Raw genomic sequence first — 18,953 nt, 5'->3', positions numbered from 1 at the left:
GAGTGGCAGTGGCGGTGCGGGCGGTCCAGAGGAACGGCCGGTTCGAGGCACCTTCGATTTCAGGTATGATCTATTCCGTTGCCAAGCGGGAAACCGCGAAGCGCAACAGGCCCCTATAGCTCAGTCGGTAGAGCGTCTCCATGGTAAGGAGAAGGTCTGCGGTTCGATTCCGCATGGGGGCTCAGTGAGCAAGACGGGAAAGTCCCCGCCCAGTTGGGCGGGGACTTTTTTGTTTCCCGGGGGCCCACCGGCCCCCGGGTGAGGTTCTTCAGTCCTTCTGGAGGCCGGGGACCCGCATCGCGAGGATCGCCATGTCGTCCGACGGCGCGTCCGTCGCGAAGCGCTCCACCGCGCGCATGATGCGGGCCGCGACCGCGCCGGCCGTGAGGCCCGTGCACGTGGTGAGGACGTCCGCGAGGCCGTCGTCGCCGAGCATGCGGGTGCCCTCGCGGCGCTCGGTGACTCCGTCCGTCACGCAGAGCAGGACGTCGCCCGGATCGAGCGTCATCGTCTGTTCGTAGAGCTCCAGGTCGTCCATGACACCGAGGAGCGGCTGCGGCTCCGCGTACGGCTCGACCGTGCCGTCCTGGCGCAGGCGGAGCGGGAGCGGGTGGCCGGCGCAGACGATCTTCAGGACGGCCGAGCCGTCCTCCTGCGGCCACAACTCCCCGTAGAGGAGCGTGAGGAAGCGGCTGCGGGCGCCCTCGTCGAGGATCGCGGCGTTCAGGCGCTCCAGGACCGCGGGGCCGCCGAAGCCCTCGCGGGCCAGGAGGCGCAGGGCGTGGCGGGCCAGGCCGGTGACCGCGGCGGCCTCCGGGCCCGTGCCGCAGACGTCGCCGATCGCGAAGCCGTACGCGCCGTCGCGGATGGGGAAGAGGTCGTAGAAGTCGCCGCCGACTTCGTTGCCCTCGCCGGCCGCGCGGTAGATGACCTCTACCTCGACGCCCGGGATCTGCGGGAGCCCCGGAGGCAGCAGGCTGCGCTGGAGGGACTGGCTGATGGCCATGCGCTCCGAGTACAGGCGGGCGTTGTCCAGGGCGAGGGCCGCTCGGCGGGAGAGATCTTCGGCCAATTCCAGGATCTCTTGGCGGAAGTGTTCGTCGGACGGCTTGCCCAGCGTGAGCATGCCGATGACGCGGTTGCGGGCGACCAGGGGCAGGACGACCGTCTCGCCGCCCACCGCCGATGCCGTGGAGAGCGTCGTGCCGATTCCCGAGCCGAGGCTAATCGGTTCACCGAGGCCGAGGCTGCGCATGGAGGTGCGCAGGGCGGCTTGGTGGGCCGCTTCCGAGGGGGCGGCCCAGACGCGGGCGCCCGGGGTCGGCACGGGGTCAGGAGGGGCGATCTTGGAGAGGAGTGCTTTCAGGCCGTCGATGCGCTCCTCGTCCTCATGGAGGACGTACGAGAGATAGGGCTCGGAGGCCTGGTCGGCGATCGTGTAGACGGCGCACCAGGTGGCGAGCGTCGGGACCGTCATCTGGGCCATGAGCGCCAGGGTCTGGTCGCGGTCCAGGGTGCCCGCGAGGAGGTCCGAGGCCTCCACGAGGAAGGAGAGCGAGCCGCGGCGCAGGCGCTCCAGCTCGCCGAGACGCGCGGACTCGACGGCGAGGGCGATGCGGTCGGCGGCGAACTGGAGGCGCAGGGCTTCTTCGTTCGAGTACCGGTCGGGGGACTCGGCGGCGACGCCGAGCGAGCCCGTGAGGCGGCCCTCGACCTTCAGCGGGACCGTCACCACGGAGCGCATGCCCGTGCCGCTGAGGAGCGGTACGGCGCCGGGGACGACCGTGAGGTCCTCGTGGACGGCCGGCATGCGGGCGGAGCCGTACCGGCCGGGGCCGGCCTCCACGGGGACGCGGGCGAAGCGCTGGCGGGCGGAGGGCAGGCCTGTGGAGGCGCGGACCTCGAGCTCGGTCTCGTCGTCCGTGGCGAGGAGCAGGAAGGCGGCGTCGCCGTCGAGCATGTCGCGGGCGCGCTCGACCGTGCGCTGGAGCAGACCGTCGAGGTCGTCCGGCGCCGGGGAGCCGATGAAGACCTCGAAGGGGTCGGCGGTGTGCGACTCGGTGAGCGCCCCGGGCTCGGGGGCGGGGCCGCGCAGTGGGGTCTGCAGGACGGCGCGCTCGTCGTCGCGGACGAGCAGACAGACCGTGGAGGGTTCGCCGTCGGTGTCGCGGACGCGCAGGTGCGAGGCGTAGACGGGGGTCACGCGGCCGTCGGAGCCGCGGATGCCGTAGCTGCCCTCCCAGCGGGAGAGTTGGAGGGCCTCCACGATGCCGGTGCTGGTGCCCGGGGTGTGCGGCCAGGCGGCGAAGTCGGTGAGCGGTTTGCCGGTGACCTGTTCGGCTACGTACCCGAAGAGCTCTTCGGCGTCTTCGTTCCAGGCCGAGATCGCGCCCACGCGGTCGATCTGGACGACGGCGACGCGGACTCTGCCGTCGGTGAGCGGGAGCATCTCGGCGGGGAGCGCGGGTCCTGCGGCGCGGGTGCCCACCGAGCGGTCGGGGAGGTCGAGTTGGAACCAGACCTGCTTCTGCGTGGGGGTGTACTCGACGCCCCAGCGGGTGGCGAGCGCCGCGCACAGCTGGAGGCCGCGGCCGCCCTCGCGGTCGGGGTTGCCCATGTTCACGGCGGACTGCTGGAGCGGGATCTCCCGTTCCGGATAGTGGTCGGAGACCTCGATGCGTACGGCGTCCTCGGTGCGCAGACACAGGACGTCCGCGGCGGTTCCCGCGTGCACCACGGCGTTGGTGACCAGCTCGCTGGTGAGGACGACCGCGTCGTCGACGATGTCCGTGAACCCCCAGCCCTGGAGGGTGTCGCGGACAAAGGAGCGGGCCGTCGCGACGGAACGTCCGACGGGGTCGAAAGTCGCAGCCGCGCGCGCGGTGATCACAGAACTCCTCGTACGAGTATCGACGCCCAAGTCTCCCACCATGGTGCGGCCGCCCCTCCGATGCCCGCTTGTACGTGTGCCACCGCCCAGGCCGGGCAGGACCGGGGTGGTTGGACAGCCGGATGCCAGGTTACTTACCTTCGCCGTCCATGCTGATGCCGGTCGTCAGTGTTTCCGCCCGGAGGGTGTGCGGACGGTGTGCGAAGCTGCCGAACTGTTATGGCCTGGTTCAGCCATGGTGAAACACTGGGCAAGCTTCTTGGAGAGAGCCCAGGTAACCCGAGCAGTACGGTCGACCCTTGCGGGAGGGACACAGTGGAGTCTGGCGCAGCGACGCGGGGCACTAAAACGCGCGCGAAAGACGGACAGTCCCAGAGTAAACAGCGCAAACCGCGCCATGGGGCGACTACGTCAGTGGACACGGCGGCCCTGAACAGGCTGCTCGCGGCGCTCGCTGCCATGCGGGACGGAAACTTCCGCAAGCGGCTCACGGTCTCCGGCGACGACGTCATGTCCGAGATCGCCGCCGTCTTCAACGAGGTGGCCGACCGGAATCTGCATCTGACCGGTGAGCTCTCCCGGGTGCGGCGCATGGTCGGGCGTGAGGGAAAGCTCACGGAGCGGCTGGAGAGCGGCGCCAGTGAGGGCTCCTGGGCCGCGGCGATCGATGCGTCGAACGCCCTCGTCGACGATCTCGTACGTCCTGTCTCCGAGGTCGGACGGGTGCTCTCCGCGGTCGCCGAGGGCGACCTGGAGCAGCGGATGGAGCTGCGGGCGCAGGCGGACGAGGGGAACGGCCATCCGCTGCGCGGGGAGTTCCTGAAGGTCGGCCGGACGGTCAACAACCTGGTCGACCAGCTCTCGACGTTCACCGACGAGGTCACGCGGGTGGCCAGCGAGGTGGGCACCGAGGGCAAGCTGGGCGGCCAGGCGCGGGTGCGTGGAATGTCCGGTTCGTGGAAGGATCTCACGGATTCGGTGAACACCATGGCGTACCGGCTGACCGCGCAGGTACGTGACATTGCTCTCGTCACGACGGCGGTCGCCAAGGGCGACTTGTCCCGGAAGGTGACGGTTCACGTCGCCGGCGAGATGCTGGAGCTGAAGAACACCGTCAACACGATGGTGGACCAGCTCTCGTCGTTCTCCTCCGAGGTGACCCGTGTGGCGCGCGAGGTGGGCACGGAGGGTGAGCTCGGCGGCCAGGCGCAGGTGCCGGGTGTGGCGGGAGTGTGGAAGGACCTCACCGACTCGGTGAATCTTATGGCCGGCAATCTCACCGCCCAGGTGCGTGGGATCGCCCAGGTGACGACGGCCGTCGCGAACGGCGATCTGTCCCAGAAGGTGACGGTGAGCGCGCGCGGCGAGGTCGCCCAGCTCGCCGAGACGATCAACCAGATGACCGAGACGCTGCGTACGTTCGCGGACGAGGTCACCCGGGTCGCGAACGAGGTCGGCGCCGAGGGGCAGCTGGGCGGTCAGGCGAATGTGCCGGGCGCCGCGGGGACGTGGAAGGACCTCACCGACTCGGTGAACACGGTCTTCCGGAACCTCACCACGCAGGTGCGGGACATCGCGACGGTGACGACGGCGGTCGCCAACGGCGATCTGTCGCAGAAGGTCACCGTCGATGTCGCGGGCGAGATGCTCGAGTTGAAGAACACCGTGAACACGATGGTGGACCAGCTCTCCGCCTTCGGTGCCGAAGTGACGCGTGTGGCGCGGGAGATCGGTGTCGAGGGTGAGCTCGGCGGCCAGGCGCAGGTGCAGGGCGCGGCCGGCACGTGGAAGGACCTGACGGACTCGGTCAACACCGCCTTCCGCAACCTCACGGGCCAGGTCCGCAACATCGCGCAGGTGACGACGGCGGTCGCCAACGGCGATCTGTCGCAGAAGGTCACCGTCGACGTCTCCGGCGAGATGCTTCAGTTGAAGAACACCGTGAACACGATGGTGGACCAGCTGTCGTCGTTCGCCGATCAGGTCACGCGGATGGCGCGCGACGTGGGCACCGAAGGACGCCTCGGCGGCCAGGCCCGCGTGGACGGTGTCAGCGGCACCTGGAAGGAACTGACCGACTCCGTCAACTTCATGGCGGGGAACCTGACGTCGCAGGTGCGCCAGATCGCCCAGGTCACCACGGCGGTGGCCCGTGGTGACCTGTCGCAGAAGATCGACGTGGACGCGCGCGGCGAGATCCTGGAGCTGAAGAACACCATCAACACGATGGTGGATCAGCTCTCGGCCTTCGCGGACCAGGTGACGCGGGTGGCCCGCGAGGTGGGAACGGAAGGCCGTCTCGGCGGTCAGGCGCAGGTGCCCGGCGTGGCCGGTGTGTGGCGCGATCTGACCGACTCCGTGAACGGCATGGCCGGCAACCTCACCGCCCAGGTGCGCAACATCGCGCAGGTGGCGACCGCGGTGGCGCGAGGCGACCTGTCGCAGAAGATCGACGTGGACGCGCGCGGCGAGATCCTGGAGCTGAAGAACACCCTCAACACGATGGTGGATCAGCTCTCGGCCTTCGCCGAGCAGGTGACGCGGGTGGCCCGCGAGGTGGGCACCGACGGCATCCTGGGCGGCCAGGCGGAGGTGCAGGGTGTCTCCGGCACCTGGAAGGACCTCACGCAGTCCGTGAACGGCATGGCGAACAACCTGACCCTTCAGGTCCGCAACATCGCCGAGGTCACCACGGCCGTCGCCATGGGCGACCTCTCCAAGAAGATCACCGTCGACGCCAAGGGCGAGATCCTCGAACTCGTCACCACCGTGAACACGATGGTCGACCAGCTCTCGAACTTCGCCGAGCAGGTCAACCGCGTGGCCCGTGAGGTGGGCACCGAGGGCAACCTGGGCGGCCAGGCGAGGGTCCCGGGCGTCACCGGCACCTGGAAGGACCTCAGCGACAACGTCAACCTGATGGCGAACAACCTGACCGCGCAGGTGCGCGGGATCTCCCAGGTCGCCGCGGCGGTCGCCAACGGAGACCTCACCAAGAAGGTCACCGTCGAGGCGCGCGGCGAGGTCGCGCAGCTCGCCGACACCGTCAACACGATGGTGAAGACGCTGAGTTCGTTCGCGGACGAGGTGACCCGGGTGGCCCGCGAGGTGGGCACCGACGGCATCCTCGGCGGTCAGGCCCGTGTGCCCGGAGTCTCGGGTACGTGGAAGGACCTGACGGAGTCGGTGAACGGCATGGCCTCCAACCTCACCGGCCAGGTCCGCAACATCGCGATGGTCACCACCGCGATCGCCAAGGGCGATCTGACCAAGAAGATCGACATCGACGCCCGGGGCGAGATCCTCGAACTCAAGACCACCATCAACACGATGGTCGACCAGCTGTCGTCCTTCGCCGAGCAGGTCACGCGCGTGGCCCGCGAGGTGGGCACGGAAGGGCAGTTGGGCGGCCAGGCGCGAGTGCGGGACGTCGACGGTACGTGGCGTGACCTCACCGAATCCGTGAACGAGATGGCCGGGAACCTGACCCGTCAGGTACGCGCCATCGCCGAGGTCGCCACCGCGGTGACCCGCGGCGACCTGAACCTGAAGATCGACGTGGACGCGGCGGGCGAGATCCAGGTCCTCCAGGACAACATCAACTCGATGATCGCCAACCTCCGCGACACCACCCTGGCCAACAAGGAACAGGACTGGCTCAAGGGCAACCTGGCCCGCATCTCCGGTCTGATGCAGGGCCGCCGCGACCTGGCGGACGTCGCCTCGCTGATCATGAGCGAGCTGACGCCCGTGGTCTCCGCGCAGCACGGCGCCTTCTTCCTGGCGCTGCCCACGGAGGACGCCCCGGAGCCCGGCGCGGAGCAAGGAGACGCGTACGAGCTGCGCATGATGGGCAGTTACGGCTACTCCATGGGCTCCATGCCCACCTCCTTCCGGCCCGGCGAGACGCTGATCGGCACGGCGGCACAGGAGCGGCGCACGATCCTCGTGGAGAACGCGCCGTCCGGCTATCTGCGGATCGCCTCCGGTCTCGGCGAGGCGCCGCCCGCCCAGGTGATCGTGCTTCCGGTGCTCTTCGAGGGGACCGTCCTCGGCGTGATCGAGCTGGCCGCCTTCCAGGCGTTCACGCAGATCCAGAAGGACTTCCTCAGCCAGATCGCGGAGATGATCGCGACGAGCGTCAACACCATCAGCGTCAACACGAAGACCGAGGTGCTGCTCAGGCAGTCGCAGGAGCTCACCGAGCAACTGCGCGAACGGTCGGCGGAGTTGGAGAACCGGCAGAAGGCACTGCAGGACTCCAACGCCGAACTGGAGGAGAAGGCCGAGCTGCTTGCCCAGCAGAACCGCGACATCGAGGTCAAGAACACCGAGATCGAAGAGGCCAGGCAGGTCCTGGAGGAGCGTGCCGAGCAGCTCGCCGTCTCGATGCGGTACAAGTCCGAGTTCCTGGCGAACATGTCGCACGAGCTGCGTACGCCCCTCAACTCCCTGTTGATCCTGGCCAAGTTGCTGGCCGACAACGCCGACGCGAACCTCACCCCCAAGCAGGTGGAGTTCGCCGAGACGATCCACGGGGCGGGATCGGACCTGTTGCAGCTGATCAACGACATCCTCGACCTGTCGAAGGTCGAGGCGGGCAAGATGGACGTCTCCCCGACGCGCATCGCCCTGGTGCAACTCGTCGACTACGTAGAGGCCACTTTCCGGCCGCTGACCGCGGAGAAGGGGCTCGACTTCTCCGTACGCGTGTCTCCGGAGCTGCCCGCCACCCTGCACACGGACGAGCAGCGGCTCCTTCAGGTCCTTCGCAACCTCCTGTCCAACGCGGTGAAGTTCACCGACTCCGGAGCGGTCGAGCTGGTGATCCGGCACGCGAACGCCGATGTGCCCAACGCCATCCGCGAACAGCTCCTGGAGGCGGGTTCGCTGCGGGACGCGGACGCGGATCTGATCGCCTTCTCGGTGAGCGACACCGGCATCGGGATCGCGGGCAGCAAGATGCGGGTGATCTTCGAGGCGTTCAAGCAGGCCGACGGCACGACGAGCAGGAAGTACGGCGGCACGGGGCTCGGGCTCTCCATCAGCCGGGAGATCGCGCGGCTGCTCGGCGGAGAGATCCACGCGGCGAGCGAACCGGGCCGCGGTTCGACGTTCACGCTCTATTTGCCGCTGCACCCGAGCGAACTGCCGCCGCAGGGATACACACAGCTTTCCCCGCTGCCGGGAACGGTCGCGCGGCCCGCTCTGGAAGAGGGCCCCTCCACGGCCGAGCAGCAGCCGCAGAGCGAGGCGCCGCCGACGCCGCGGCTCGACGCGGTGCCCGACTCCGGCACGCTCTTCAGGCGCCGCCGGCGTGCCGCGCACGCCTCTTCGGAGCAGCCGCCGGTCCTGCCGGGGCAGGGGCCGACCGCGGAGCAGCGGTCCCAGGAGCAGTGGGCCGCGGCGGGGCAGGAGGCGCCCGAGGCGCGTCCCGGCTATCAGTTCGGCGGTGAGAAGGTGCTCATCGTCGACGACGACATCCGCAACGTCTTCGCGCTCACCAGCGTCCTGGAGCAGCACGGCCTCTCGGTGCTGTACGCCGAGAACGGCCGTGAGGGCATCGAAGTCCTGGAACAGCACGACGACGTGACGGTCGTCCTGATGGACATCATGATGCCGGAGATGGACGGGTACGCGACGACGACGGCGATCCGCAGGATGCCTCAGTTCGCCGGGCTCCCGATCATCGCGCTCACCGCGAAGGCCATGAAGGGCGACCGGGAGAAGGCGATCGACTCCGGAGCGTCCGATTACGTTACGAAGCCGGTCGACCCGGATCATCTGCTCTCGGTGATGGAGCAGTGGATGCGCGGGGAGTGACCGAGAAGAGGCGTCATTACGCGGAGTTGCTGACAGAGTGTGGCCGAAGCCGTGTAGAACCACGGTATTCGGGGAACCTTCTGGTCTCCCACTGCGTTTCTGCTACGTGCACAGTGACATCGCGGTGACAGGGTGTGGCGACAGGCGGGGTGCGGCTACCATGACCGGCACAAGGACGGACGGCGTAAGGGAGTCGTCCCCTGGGGCGGCGCCCGGTGTACCGCCGGGGCGAGGAGGGCGGGCCATGGTGCAGAAGGCCAAGATCCTCCTGGTCGATGACCGGCCGGAGAATCTGCTGGCGCTGGAGGCCATCCTCTCTGCGCTCGATCAGACCCTGGTACGGGCATCGTCCGGGGAGGAAGCGCTCAAAGCACTACTCACGGACGACTTCGCGGTCATTCTGCTGGATGTCCAGATGCCAGGCATGGACGGTTTCGAAACCGCCGCGCACATCAAGCGGCGAGAACGGACCCGGGACATCCCGATCATCTTCCTCACCGCCATCAACCACGGCCCGCACCACACGTTCCGGGGTTACGCGGCGGGTGCGGTGGACTACATCTCCAAGCCGTTCGATCCGTGGGTGCTGCGCGCGAAGGTCTCGGTGTTCGTCGAGCTGTACATGAAGAACTGCCAACTGCGGGAGCAGGCAGCCCTGCTGCGTCTCCAGCTGGAAGGTGGCGGGAAGTCCACGGCGGGCGAAGCCAAGGAGCCCGCGGGGCTCCTCGCCGAGCTCTCGGCGCGCCTCGCGGCCGTCGAGGAACAGGCGGAGGCGCTGTCGAAACAGCTGGACGACGACTCGGCGGATGCCGCCGCTGTCGCCACCGCGGCCCATCTCGAACGCAAACTCACCGGCCTGCGGCGGGCTCTTGACGCCCTGGAGCCGGGCACCGGCAGCGGTGCGCCTTCGGTGTCGTCGCAGAGCTGAGCCGACGCGGACACGGGGCACAAGCCGACGCGGAGGCGGTGAACATCCGTCAGTTCACCGCCCTCGCAAGGGCGACACAAACGGGTGAAGCGGTAGGCACACGTGTCCGCAGTGGCCTCCACCGGTAACCTCAGACGCATGGCCTCACGTCCGTCCGCAGCCAAGAAGACGCCCGCGAAGAAGGCGGCCGCGCCCACAAAGGCTCCGGCGAAGAAGGCCGCCGCCAAGAAGCCGCCGCCGAAGAAGGCTCCGGCCAAGAAGGCGCCCGCCAAGAAAGTCGCGGCGAAGAAGCCCGCGCCCAAGCCGGCGCCCAGTCCCACGGGCGGCGTGTACCGCCTCGCGCGCGCCCTCTGGCTCGGCCTCGCGCACAGCGTGGGCGCGCTGTTCCGCGGCATAGGGCGAGGCGCGAAGGGTCTCGATCCGGCGCACCGCAAGGACGGCCTCGCGCTGCTGCTGCTCGGCATCGCGCTGATCGTCGCCGCGGGCACGTGGTCGAACCTGCGCGGTCCCGTGGGCGACCTGGTCGAGATGCTGGTGACCGGCGCCTTCGGCCGCCTCGACCTGCTGCTTCCGATACTGCTCGCGGTCATCGGCGTACGCCTCATCAGGCACCCCGAGAAGCCCGATGCCAACGGCCGCATCGTGATCGGCCTGTCTGCGCTCGTCATCGGCGTGCTCGGCCAGGTGCACATCGCCTGCGGTTCGCCGGCCCGTGCGGACGGCATGGAGGCCATAAGGGACGCGGGCGGCCTCATCGGCTGGGCCACGTCCACTCCGCTGATCTTCACCATGGGCGAGGTCCTCGCCGTACCGCTGCTCGTCCTGCTGACCGTCTTCGGGCTGCTCGTGGTCACGGCGACGCCCGTCAACGCCATCCCGCAGCGGCTGCGGCTGCTCGGCGTCAAGCTCGGCGTCGTCCAGCCGGAGCCTGAAGCGGTGCAGGGTGACTACGCGGACGACGAGCGGTACGAGGAGCAGTGGCGCGAGGCGTTGCCGGCCCGCTCGCGCAGGCGCGCAGAGGCGCCTGAGGCGTACGCCCCGGAGCAGGCGGAGGAGGAGGCGCTCACCCGGCGGCGCAGGCCCCGCAGGGCGTCCGCACAGCCCTCTCTGGACCGGCCGATGGACGCGGTGGACGTGGCGGCCGCCGCTGCCGCCGCCCTGGACGGTGCGGTCCTGCACGGCATGCCGCCCTCGCCGCTGGTCGCCGACCTGACGCAGGGCGTCTCCGAGAAGCGCGACGAGCAGTCGGCGGAGAGTTCCACGCCGGCTCCGGCCGCGGAGAGCTCCGCCCCCGTACCGACCGCGCGCGCGGTCGACAGCCCGCCGCCCGGTGTGCTCCGCAAGAAGCCGGGGGAGTCGCGCGACGCGTCGGGCTCCGGCGTGAAGGACCTGACGAAGGCCGCTCCGGACGTGCCGCGGGACCTGCCGCCGCGCGCCGAGCAGCTGCAGCTCGCGGGGGACATCACGTACTCGCTGCCTTCGCTCGACCTGCTCGAGCGCGGCGGTCCGGGCAAGACCCGCAGTGCCGCGAACGACACGGTCGTCGCCTCGCTCAGCAATGTCTTCACCGAGTTCAAGGTCGACGCGGACGTCACCGGCTTCACTCGGGGTCCGACGGTCACGCGGTACGAGATCGAGCTCGGCCCGGCCGTGAAGGTCGAGAAGATCACGGCCCTCGCCAAGAACATCGCGTACGCGGTCGCCAGCCCCGACGTCCGCATCATCAGCCCCATCCCCGGCAAGTCCGCGGTCGGCATCGAGATCCCGAACACCGACCGCGAGATGGTCAACGTGGGCGACGTGTTGCGCCTGGCGGACGCGGCCGAGGACGACCACCCCATGCTGGTCGCGCTCGGCAAGGACGTCGAGGGCGGCTACGTCATGGCCAACATGGCGAAGATGCCGCACATCCTGGTCGCCGGAGCCACCGGCTCCGGCAAGTCGTCCTGCATCAACTGTCTGATCACGTCGATCATGATGCGGGCGACCCCCGAGGACGTACGGATGGTCCTGGTCGACCCCAAGCGCGTCGAGCTCACCGCGTACGAGGGCATCCCGCACCTGATCACGCCGATCATCACCAACCCCAAGCGGGCCGCCGAGGCGCTCCAGTGGGTCGTACGCGAGATGGATCTGCGCTACGACGACCTGGCGGCGTTCGGCTACCGCCACATCGACGACTTCAACCAGGCCGTCCGCGACGGCAAGCTCAAGACGCCCGAGGGAAGTGAGCGCGAGCTCACCCCCTACCCGTACCTCCTGGTGATCGTCGACGAGCTCGCCGACCTGATGATGGTCGCCCCGCGTGACGTCGAGGACTCGATCGTGCGCATCACGCAGCTCGCGCGCGCGGCGGGCATCCACCTGGTGCTCGCCACACAGCGGCCGTCCGTGGACGTCGTCACCGGTCTGATCAAGGCGAACGTGCCCTCGAGGCTCGCCTTCGCCACCTCGTCGCTCGCCGACAGCCGCGTCATCCTCGACCAGCCGGGCGCCGAGAAGCTGATCGGCAAGGGTGACGGGCTCTTCCTGCCGATGGGCGCGAACAAGCCCACCCGAATGCAGGGCGCCTTCGTCACCGAGGACGAGATCCACGCGGTCGTCCAGCACTGCAAGGACCAGATGGCACCCGTCTTCCGGGACGACGTCACGGTGGGGACCAAGCAGAAGAAGGAGATCGACGAGGACATCGGCGACGACCTCGATCTGCTGTGTCAAGCCGCTGAGCTGGTGGTTTCCACGCAGTTCGGGTCCACGTCGATGCTTCAGCGCAAGCTGCGGGTCGGCTTCGCGAAGGCCGGACGGCTCATGGACCTCATGGAATCGCGCGGCATCGTGGGCCCCAGCGAAGGCTCAAAGGCTCGTGACGTTCTTGTGAAGGGCGATGAGCTGGATGGCGTGCTTGCCGTGATCCGGGGGGAGGCTCACCCATAAGGGAGCGGCAGGCAACCGTTTCCCTTCGGCATACGTCAAGTTGAGGGGAGGGACAGCACCATGCTCCACCATCAGGATGTCCGGCCATTCCGATGGCGTACAAACTCCCTCGCCCAGTTGCCCCACCTTTTCCGAACCCCCCTAGACTGAACATCCGGCAGGTGGCTACACGCTCGAAAGGCGCCCCCGTGTCCATCGGCAACTCCCCTGAAGACGACCGCCCTTCAGACCACCGACCCACTGACGACCGGCCCGCTGAGAGCCGTCCGGCAGCTGAGAGCCCTGCTGACGACCGGCCCTCGATCGGGCGCACGCTGCAGCAGGCACGCATCGACGCGGGCCTGACCGTCGACGAGATCAGCACGTCCACCCGGGTGCGCATCCCGATCGTGCACGCGATCGAACAGGACGACTTCTCCCGGTGTGGCGGAGATGTGTACGCCCGTGGCCACATCCGGACCCTCGCACGCGCCGTGGGGGTCGATCCCGCTCTTCTGCTGGCCCAGTACGACGCGGCGCACGGCGGGCGCCCGCCCGCGCCCACCCCGGCGGCGCCGCTCTTCGAGGCCGAGCGGATCAGGTCCGATCCGCGCCGTCCCAACTGGACCGCGGCCATGGTCGCCGCGATCGTCGCCGTGATCGGCTTCGTCGGCTTCACCGCGTTCAGCGGAGGGGACGACAGCGACGGCTCGAAGTCGCAGGTCGCCGAGGGCGCCACGCCCGCCACCAGCAAGCCCGCCACGAAGCCGGCACCGAACAAGCCGGCCGACCCCAAGCCGGACCCGTCGGACAGCGCCATCGCGGGCGCCCCGCAGGACAAGGTCACGGTCAAGGTCAACGCGGCGGACGGCCGCAGCTGGATCTCCGCCAAGGACCACAACGGCCGGACGCTCTTCGACGGCGTCCTGGAGCAGGGCAAGTCGAAGACCTTCCAGGACAAGCGGAAGATCGACCTGGTCCTCGGTGACGCGGGCGCGATCAAGCTGTTCGTGAACGGCAAGGCAGTCGAGAACGAGTTCGACCCCGGTCAGGTCGAGCGGCTCACGTACACCAAGGGTGATCCCGAGGTCGGCTGAGCCGTGTGACGGGCGCCCGGACCCTCGCGGCGGGGGGCCGGGCAGGGACAAAGTAGTCTTGAGAACATGCCCGAACGCCGTACTGTCGCCCTTGTCACTCTTGGCTGCGCCCGTAACGAGGTGGACTCGGAGGAGCTGGCAGGCCGCCTGGAGGCGGACGGCTGGCAGCTCGTCGAGGCCGCCGAGGACGCGGATGTCGCCGTAGTCAACACCTGTGGATTCGTCGAAGCCGCCAAGAAGGACTCCGTCGACGCCCTCCTGGAAGCCAATGATCTCAAGGGTCATGGCAAGACCCAGGCCGTCGTGGCCGTCGGCTGCATGGCCGAGCGGTACGGCAAGGAGCTCGCCGAAGCCCTCCCCGAAGCCGACGGTGTCCTCGGCTTCGACGACTACTCCGACATCTCCACCCGCCTGAACACCATCCTGAGCGGCGGCAGTGTCGAGGCTCACACCCCGCGTGACCGGCGCAAGCTCCTGCCGATCAGCCCCGCGGAGCGGCAGGAGGCGGGCTCCGACGTCGCGCTGCCCGGGCACGCGCCCGTGGACCTGCCCGACGGCCTCGCGCCCGCGTCGGGGCCGCGCGCCCCGCTGCGGCGGCGCCTGGGCACCAACCCCGTCGCCTCGGTGAAGCTGGCGTCCGGCTGCGACCGGCGCTGCTCCTTCTGCGCCATTCCCTCCTTCCGCGGGTCCTTCATCTCGCGGCGTCCCTCGGACGTGCTCGGCGAGACGCGCTGGCTGGCCGAGCAGGGCGTCAAGGAGGTCATGCTCGTCTCCGAGAACAACACCTCGTACGGCAAGGACCTCGGCGACATCCGGCTCCTGGAGACGCTGCTGCCCGAGCTGGCCGCCGTCGACGGGATCGAGCGGGTGCGCGTCAGCTATCTGCAGCCCGCCGAGATGCGCCCCGGACTCATCGACGTACTGACCTCCACGGAGAAGGTCGCCCCCTACTTCGACCTGTCCTTCCAGCACTCCGCTCCCGGCGTGCTGCGGGCGATGCGGCGCTTCGGGGACACCGACCGGTTCCTCGAGCTCCTGGACACCATCCGGACCAAGGCGCCGCAGGCAGGTGTGCGGTCCAACTTCATCGTGGGCTTCCCCGGCGAGAGCGAGTCCGACGTGGACGAGCTGGAGCGGTTCCTCACGGGTGCGCGGCTGGACGCCATCGGCGTGTTCGGGTACTCCGACGAGGAGGGCACGGAAGCGGCGACGTACGACCAGAAGCTGGACCAGGACGTCGTCGACGAGCGGCTCGCGCGCATCTCGCGGCTCGCCGAGGAACTGACCTCGCAGCGCGCCGACGACCGTCTCGGTGAGACCGTCGAGGTGCTCGTGGAGTCCGTGGACGACGAGGACGGCGCGATCGGCCGGGCGGCTCACCAGGCGCCCGAGACGGACGGCCAGATCCGCTTCACGGGTGCCACGGGTGGGGACGACCTGCAGGTCGGTCGTATGGTCGTGGCAAAGGTGGTCGGCACGGAAGGCGTGGACCTGGTGGCTGAGTACAGCGAAATTCTGGGGGACTCGCCCCGGATCCCGGCCGAGGAGGCGCGCAGATGACCGGAGTCCCGGCATCCGCGGCGGGCGGCTCCGGCGCGCAGGGCGCCAAGCCGGTGCGCGGTGGAAAGTTGGGCGCTGCGGCCGTCAATCAGGCCAGCGTGTGGAACGTCGCCAACCTGCTGACGGTGATCCGGCTGCTGCTCGTGCCGGGTTTCGTGATGCTGCTGCTCGCCGACGGCGGGTACGACCCGGCCTGGCGCGCGTGGGCCTGGGCGGCCTTCGCCGTCGCCATGATCACCGACCTGTTCGACGGGCACCTGGCGCGTACGTACAACCTGGTCACGGACTTCGGGAAGATCGCCGACCCCATCGCCGACAAGGCGATCATGGGCGCCGCGCTGATCTGTCTGTCCTACCTCGGCGATCTGCCCTGGTGGGTGACGGGCGTCATTCTCGGACGTGAGCTCGCCATCACCCTGCTGCGGTTCTGGGTGATCCGCTTCGGTGTCATTCCGGCCAGTCGCGGCGGCAAGATGAAGACGCTCTGGCAGGGCACGGCGGCCGGGATGTACGTCCTGGCGCTGACCGGGCCGCTCGCCACGCTGCGGTTCTGGGTGATGGCGGTCGCCGTCGTCCTGACCGTGGTGACCGGCCTGGACTATGTGCGCCAGGCCGTCGTGCTGCGTCGGCTCGGCCTTGCGGAGGCGCGGGAAGCGGCCGCCGCTTCCGCCGCTGCCTCCGGCGAGGGGGCTCGGGAGTCGGCGACGTGACGTCCGTCGGCGGCCCGGCCGCGGAGGTGCTGCGGCTTCTTCAGGCGCGGGGCGAGACGCTCGCCGTCGCCGAGTCGCTCACCGGCGGTCTGGTGGCCGCCGAGCTGACGGCGGTGCCGGGGGCCTCACGGGTCTTCCGGGGGTCCGTGACGGCGTACGCGACCGAGCTGAAGCACGAGGTGCTCGGGGTCGACGGCACTCTGCTGGCCGAGCGCGGCGCCGTGGATGCCGAGGTGGCGCTGCAGATGGCGGCCGGTGTGCGCAAGGTCATGGGCGCGGACTGGGGGCTCGCCACCACGGGCGTCGCGGGGCCGGATCCGCAGGACGGACAGGCCGTAGGGACTGTCTTCGTGGCATTCGACGGGCCGGACACCGCGGCCGACTGGCCGATTTCCACGGGTGGCGGACCGGGTTCCGCTCTTCGCTCTGAGGGGAAAGTGGCCGCGCTGCGGTTGAACGGTGAGCGTTCGGACATCCGTATGGAGAGTGTACGGAGCGTGCTCACGCTGCTGCTCGAGCGGCTGTCCGGCGAACGTGCTGGGAATGGGCGGGCACAGGATACGGAACAGAACGGGGGGAATTGATGTTTGCAGCCCTGAGTGAACACGACATCGCTCCCCGCACGGCCGCCGCGCAAGGCGGTACGGTGGGGCGTGAAGGATGCGGCTACGCGGTCCGAGGAGGGAGCCACCGATGATTCTGCTCCGTCGCCTGCTGGGTGACGTGCTGCGTCGGCAGCGCCAGCGCCAGGGCCGTACTCTGCGCGAAGTCTCCTCGTCCGCCCGAGTCTCGCTCGGCTATCTTTCCGAGGTGGAGCGGGGGCAGAAGGAGGCATCCTCCGAGCTGCTTTCCGCGATCTGCGACGCGCTTGACGTACGGATGTCCGAGCTCATGCGCGAGGTGAGCGATGAGCTCTCCCTCGCCGAACTGGCTGCGTCGGCAGCGGCTACGGAACCGGTGCGCGCACCGGTTCGCCCGATGCTCAATTCCGTCTCGGTGAGCGGTGTGCCGCCGGAACGGGTGACGATCAAGGCGCCTGCGGAAGCGGTGGACGTCGTCGCGGCGTGATGGTGCGCTGACGCTGACTGCGCACGCTGTTTGAGCGCTCAGAAGTGTGGAAGCCCCGGCCGGGTCACCGGCCGGGGCTTTTTTCTGCCCGGGTGCCGCTCTGCCGTCCGTCCGGGGCTGCCTGTGGTCTGCCCGAAGATGCCCCGATTGGTGCACTTGTGCCATTGTTGGTGGGGATTTTCGATTACGGGGGTTTCATGAGCTTTGGAGGCTGGATGTACGTCGTGAAGAGCCCTCTGTCCGATGCGGATCTGAAGACGGTCTCGGACGCCTTGCAGGGCGCTCTGGTGGACCTGGTCGACCTCTCCCTGGTCGCCAAGCAGATCCACTGGAACGTGGTCGGGACGCGCTTCCGGTCCGTCCATCTGCAGCTCGACGAGGTCGTGGACACGGCGCGGCTGCACTCCGACACGGTGGCCGAGCGTGCCTCCACGCTCGGTGTCTCGCCGGACGGCCGTGCGGCGACCGTCGCGCGCAGCAGCGGCATCGGCGAGGTCGCCGACGGCTGGGTCAAGGACGCGGACGCGGTGGGGACGCTCGTGGACGCGCTCGGTGCGGTGATCACGCGGATGCGGGAGCGGGTCGAGGCGACCGGCGAGGCGGATCCGGTGAGCCAGGACATCTTCATCGGCATCACGGCCGATCTGGAGAAGCATCACTGGATGTTCCAGGCGGAGAACGGTTGATCCGGTGATGGAGGCCGTGCCTCATGTGCGCTGTGGTGCGCCCTCCCGCCCGGTGACGTCGGGCGTCTAGCGTCGACCCGCGTCGGTCCCAGTCGTCGGGCGTCGTACGGAGGTGGTGGCCGTGGCATGGAGAGTCGTGCGGTGGGCGCCGGCTCTGGCGTTCGGTGCGCTCTGGTGGTGGGGCGTGCTGCGGCTGGCCCTCGCGCCCGATGCGGGAGTCCTGGAGGGTGCCGTCGCGGCCGGCGGGTGGGGGCTGAGTCTGCTGCCGGTGCACTGTGTGCCGAAGTCCCGGGCGGTGGGCGCCGCGTACTGGTCCAAGGGGCGCGCCCGGCGGTCGGACGGTGCGCTGCGGTGGCCTGGGGAGCGTACGGCCACGTCCGCTGCTCAGGCCGCCGGTGGCGCTGTCACCAAGGCATGGCGACGCCGCCGTTCGGGCGGAGGATCTGGCCCGTCGTGAAGGCGGACGCGTCGGATGCCAGGTGCAGGACGGCGTGGGCGATGTCCTCCGGTTCGCCGACGCGGCCCAGGGGGGACATGCGGACCATGAGCCCCTCGGTGTGCGCCTGGGCGGCGGAGTCGTGGCGGTCGGTCATGGGGGTGCGGATCCAGCCCGGTGCCACGGCGTTCACGCGGATGCCGTGCGGGCCCACCTCGGTGGCGAGGGTCTTCGTGAGCTGGACGACGGCGGCTTTCGCCGCGCCGTAGCAGAGGAGGCCGGGACCGCCGGTGTCCACGGCGCCCGATGCCATGGTGATGATGCTGCCGGGGCGGCGGGAGCCGTCGTCGGTCGCGTCGGCGTTCGCTGCGATCATCGCGCGGGCCGCGGCCTGGCAGGCGTACAGGACGCCCTTGAAGTTGATGTTCAGGACCCGGTCGAGGTCCTCGTCGCGGGTCTCCAGGACCGGGCTGCTGTGCATGATCCCGGCGATGGCGGCCATGATGTCGAGGCGTCCGGTGGCCGCTGTGGCGCTCGCGACGGCCTGCTCGACCTGGGTCCTGTCGGCCACGTCCAGGGGGTGGGTGTGCGCGGTGCCGCCCGCGGTCTTGATGAGCGTGGCCGTCTCGTGGAGCCCCTGAGCGTCGCGGTCGGCGCAGTGGACGGTGGCGCCCGTTTCCGCGAGGAGCACGGCCGAGGCCCTGCCGATGCCGCTGGCCGCGCCGGTGACGAATGCGGTGCGTCCGCTGAGGTCGTACGCCGTGAGGGGCATGACGGGACGGTACGGCGGGATCTGACGGGGCGTCAACTGGTGGGCGGGGATGGGCTGTCGGGCGTGCGTG

General features: G+C 69.4%; 12 protein-coding genes and 1 tRNA gene. 11 read left to right on the top strand and 2 right to left on the bottom strand.

Going from position 1 to position 18,953, the window contains the following annotated elements; all coding sequences use genetic code 11:
* The first annotated feature begins 109 nt into the window (after positions 1 to 109).
* Positions 110 to 182 (top strand) — tRNA-Thr (locus M4V62_RS12695).
* Between the two features lie 86 nt (positions 183 to 268).
* Here the strand turns inward: M4V62_RS12695 and M4V62_RS12690 are convergent.
* Entirely contained in the window at positions 269 to 2,932 is a 2,664-nt protein-coding gene (locus tag M4V62_RS12690; protein ID WP_249587370.1) for a SpoIIE family protein phosphatase, read from the bottom strand.
* A gap of 273 nt (positions 2,933 to 3,205) precedes the next feature.
* Here M4V62_RS12690 and M4V62_RS12685 point away from each other — a divergent pair, with 273 nt between their 5' ends.
* The 10 genes from M4V62_RS12685 to M4V62_RS12640 all read left to right on the top strand — a co-directional run bounded on the left by M4V62_RS12685 (position 3,206) and on the right by M4V62_RS12640 (position 18,132).
* A complete protein-coding gene (locus tag M4V62_RS12685) occupies positions 3,206 to 8,713 on the top strand; it encodes a HAMP domain-containing protein (RefSeq protein WP_249587369.1) in 5,508 nt (1,835 codons plus the stop codon).
* A gap of 244 nt (positions 8,714 to 8,957) precedes the next feature.
* Positions 8,958 to 9,641 (top strand): response regulator, encoded by a 684-nt coding sequence (locus tag M4V62_RS12680; RefSeq protein ID WP_249587368.1) that lies wholly within the window; start codon positions 8,958 to 8,960, stop codon positions 9,639 to 9,641.
* Between the two features lie 138 nt (positions 9,642 to 9,779).
* Entirely contained in the window at positions 9,780 to 12,575 is a 2,796-nt protein-coding gene (locus M4V62_RS12675) for a DNA translocase FtsK (protein WP_249587367.1), read from the top strand.
* Positions 12,576 to 12,763: 188 nt separating this feature from the next.
* Positions 12,764 to 13,651 (top strand): helix-turn-helix domain-containing protein, encoded by an 888-nt coding sequence (locus M4V62_RS12670; RefSeq protein ID WP_249587366.1) that lies wholly within the window; start codon positions 12,764 to 12,766, stop codon positions 13,649 to 13,651.
* Between the two features lie 66 nt (positions 13,652 to 13,717).
* The gene (gene rimO, locus M4V62_RS12665; RefSeq protein ID WP_249587365.1) at positions 13,718 to 15,211 is read left to right on the top strand and encodes a 30S ribosomal protein S12 methylthiotransferase RimO; all 1,494 of its coding nucleotides are present in this window, start codon (positions 13,718 to 13,720) and stop codon (positions 15,209 to 15,211) included.
* Positions 15,208 to 15,921: a CDP-diacylglycerol--glycerol-3-phosphate 3-phosphatidyltransferase gene (gene pgsA, locus M4V62_RS12660; RefSeq protein WP_249587364.1), complete on the top strand. Its 714-nt coding sequence runs from the start codon at positions 15,208 to 15,210 to the stop codon at positions 15,919 to 15,921. The genes rimO and pgsA overlap by 4 nt, the downstream gene beginning before the upstream one ends.
* On the top strand, positions 15,918 to 16,505 hold the full coding sequence (locus M4V62_RS12655; protein WP_249587363.1) for a CinA family protein: 588 nt from the start codon (positions 15,918 to 15,920) through the stop codon (positions 16,503 to 16,505). Before pgsA ends, M4V62_RS12655 begins: the two co-directional genes overlap by 4 nt.
* A gap of 109 nt (positions 16,506 to 16,614) precedes the next feature.
* Positions 16,615 to 16,989, top strand: coding sequence for a helix-turn-helix domain-containing protein (locus M4V62_RS12650; RefSeq protein ID WP_160507571.1), 375 nt, complete (start codon positions 16,615 to 16,617; stop codon positions 16,987 to 16,989).
* Between the two features lie 215 nt (positions 16,990 to 17,204).
* Positions 17,205 to 17,675 carry a Dps family protein gene (locus tag M4V62_RS12645; protein ID WP_249592803.1) on the top strand — a complete coding sequence of 157 codons (471 nt, stop codon included), beginning with the start codon at positions 17,205 to 17,207 and terminating at the stop codon, positions 17,673 to 17,675.
* Between the two features lie 121 nt (positions 17,676 to 17,796).
* Positions 17,797 to 18,132: a hypothetical protein gene (locus tag M4V62_RS12640; protein WP_249587362.1), complete on the top strand. Its 336-nt coding sequence runs from the start codon at positions 17,797 to 17,799 to the stop codon at positions 18,130 to 18,132.
* Here M4V62_RS12640 and M4V62_RS12635 read toward each other — a convergent pair.
* The gene (locus tag M4V62_RS12635; protein WP_249587361.1) at positions 18,080 to 18,883 is read right to left on the bottom strand and encodes an SDR family NAD(P)-dependent oxidoreductase; all 804 of its coding nucleotides are present in this window, start codon (positions 18,881 to 18,883) and stop codon (positions 18,080 to 18,082) included. The genes M4V62_RS12640 and M4V62_RS12635 overlap by 53 nt on opposite strands.
* Between the last annotated feature and the right edge of the window lie 70 nt (positions 18,884 to 18,953).

Source organism: Streptomyces durmitorensis (assembly GCF_023498005.1).
Classification (GTDB): domain Bacteria; phylum Actinomycetota; class Actinomycetes; order Streptomycetales; family Streptomycetaceae; genus Streptomyces; species Streptomyces durmitorensis.
The sequence above is the reverse complement of the archived record's forward strand: the minus strand, read 5'-3'. Positions and strand labels throughout refer to the sequence as shown.

What these genes read in the sequence shown, in the direction of transcription:
- M4V62_RS12690 (WP_249587370.1), bottom strand. Translation starts at nt 2,932, where the DNA reads ATGGTGGGAGACTTGGGCGTCGATACTCGTACGAGGAGTTCTGTGATC.
- M4V62_RS12680 (WP_249587368.1), top strand. Translation starts at nt 8,958, where the DNA reads ATGGTGCAGAAGGCCAAGATCCTCCTGGTCGATGACCGGCCGGAGAAT.
- M4V62_RS12675 (WP_249587367.1), top strand. Translation starts at nt 9,780, where the DNA reads ATGGCCTCACGTCCGTCCGCAGCCAAGAAGACGCCCGCGAAGAAGGCG.
- rimO (WP_249587365.1), top strand. Translation starts at nt 13,718, where the DNA reads ATGCCCGAACGCCGTACTGTCGCCCTTGTCACTCTTGGCTGCGCCCGT.
- pgsA (WP_249587364.1), top strand. Translation starts at nt 15,208, where the DNA reads ATGACCGGAGTCCCGGCATCCGCGGCGGGCGGCTCCGGCGCGCAGGGC.
- M4V62_RS12650 (WP_160507571.1), top strand. Translation starts at nt 16,615, where the DNA reads ATGATTCTGCTCCGTCGCCTGCTGGGTGACGTGCTGCGTCGGCAGCGC.
- M4V62_RS12645 (WP_249592803.1), top strand. Translation starts at nt 17,205, where the DNA reads ATGTACGTCGTGAAGAGCCCTCTGTCCGATGCGGATCTGAAGACGGTC.
- M4V62_RS12635 (WP_249587361.1), bottom strand. Translation starts at nt 18,883, where the DNA reads ATGCCCCTCACGGCGTACGACCTCAGCGGACGCACCGCATTCGTCACC.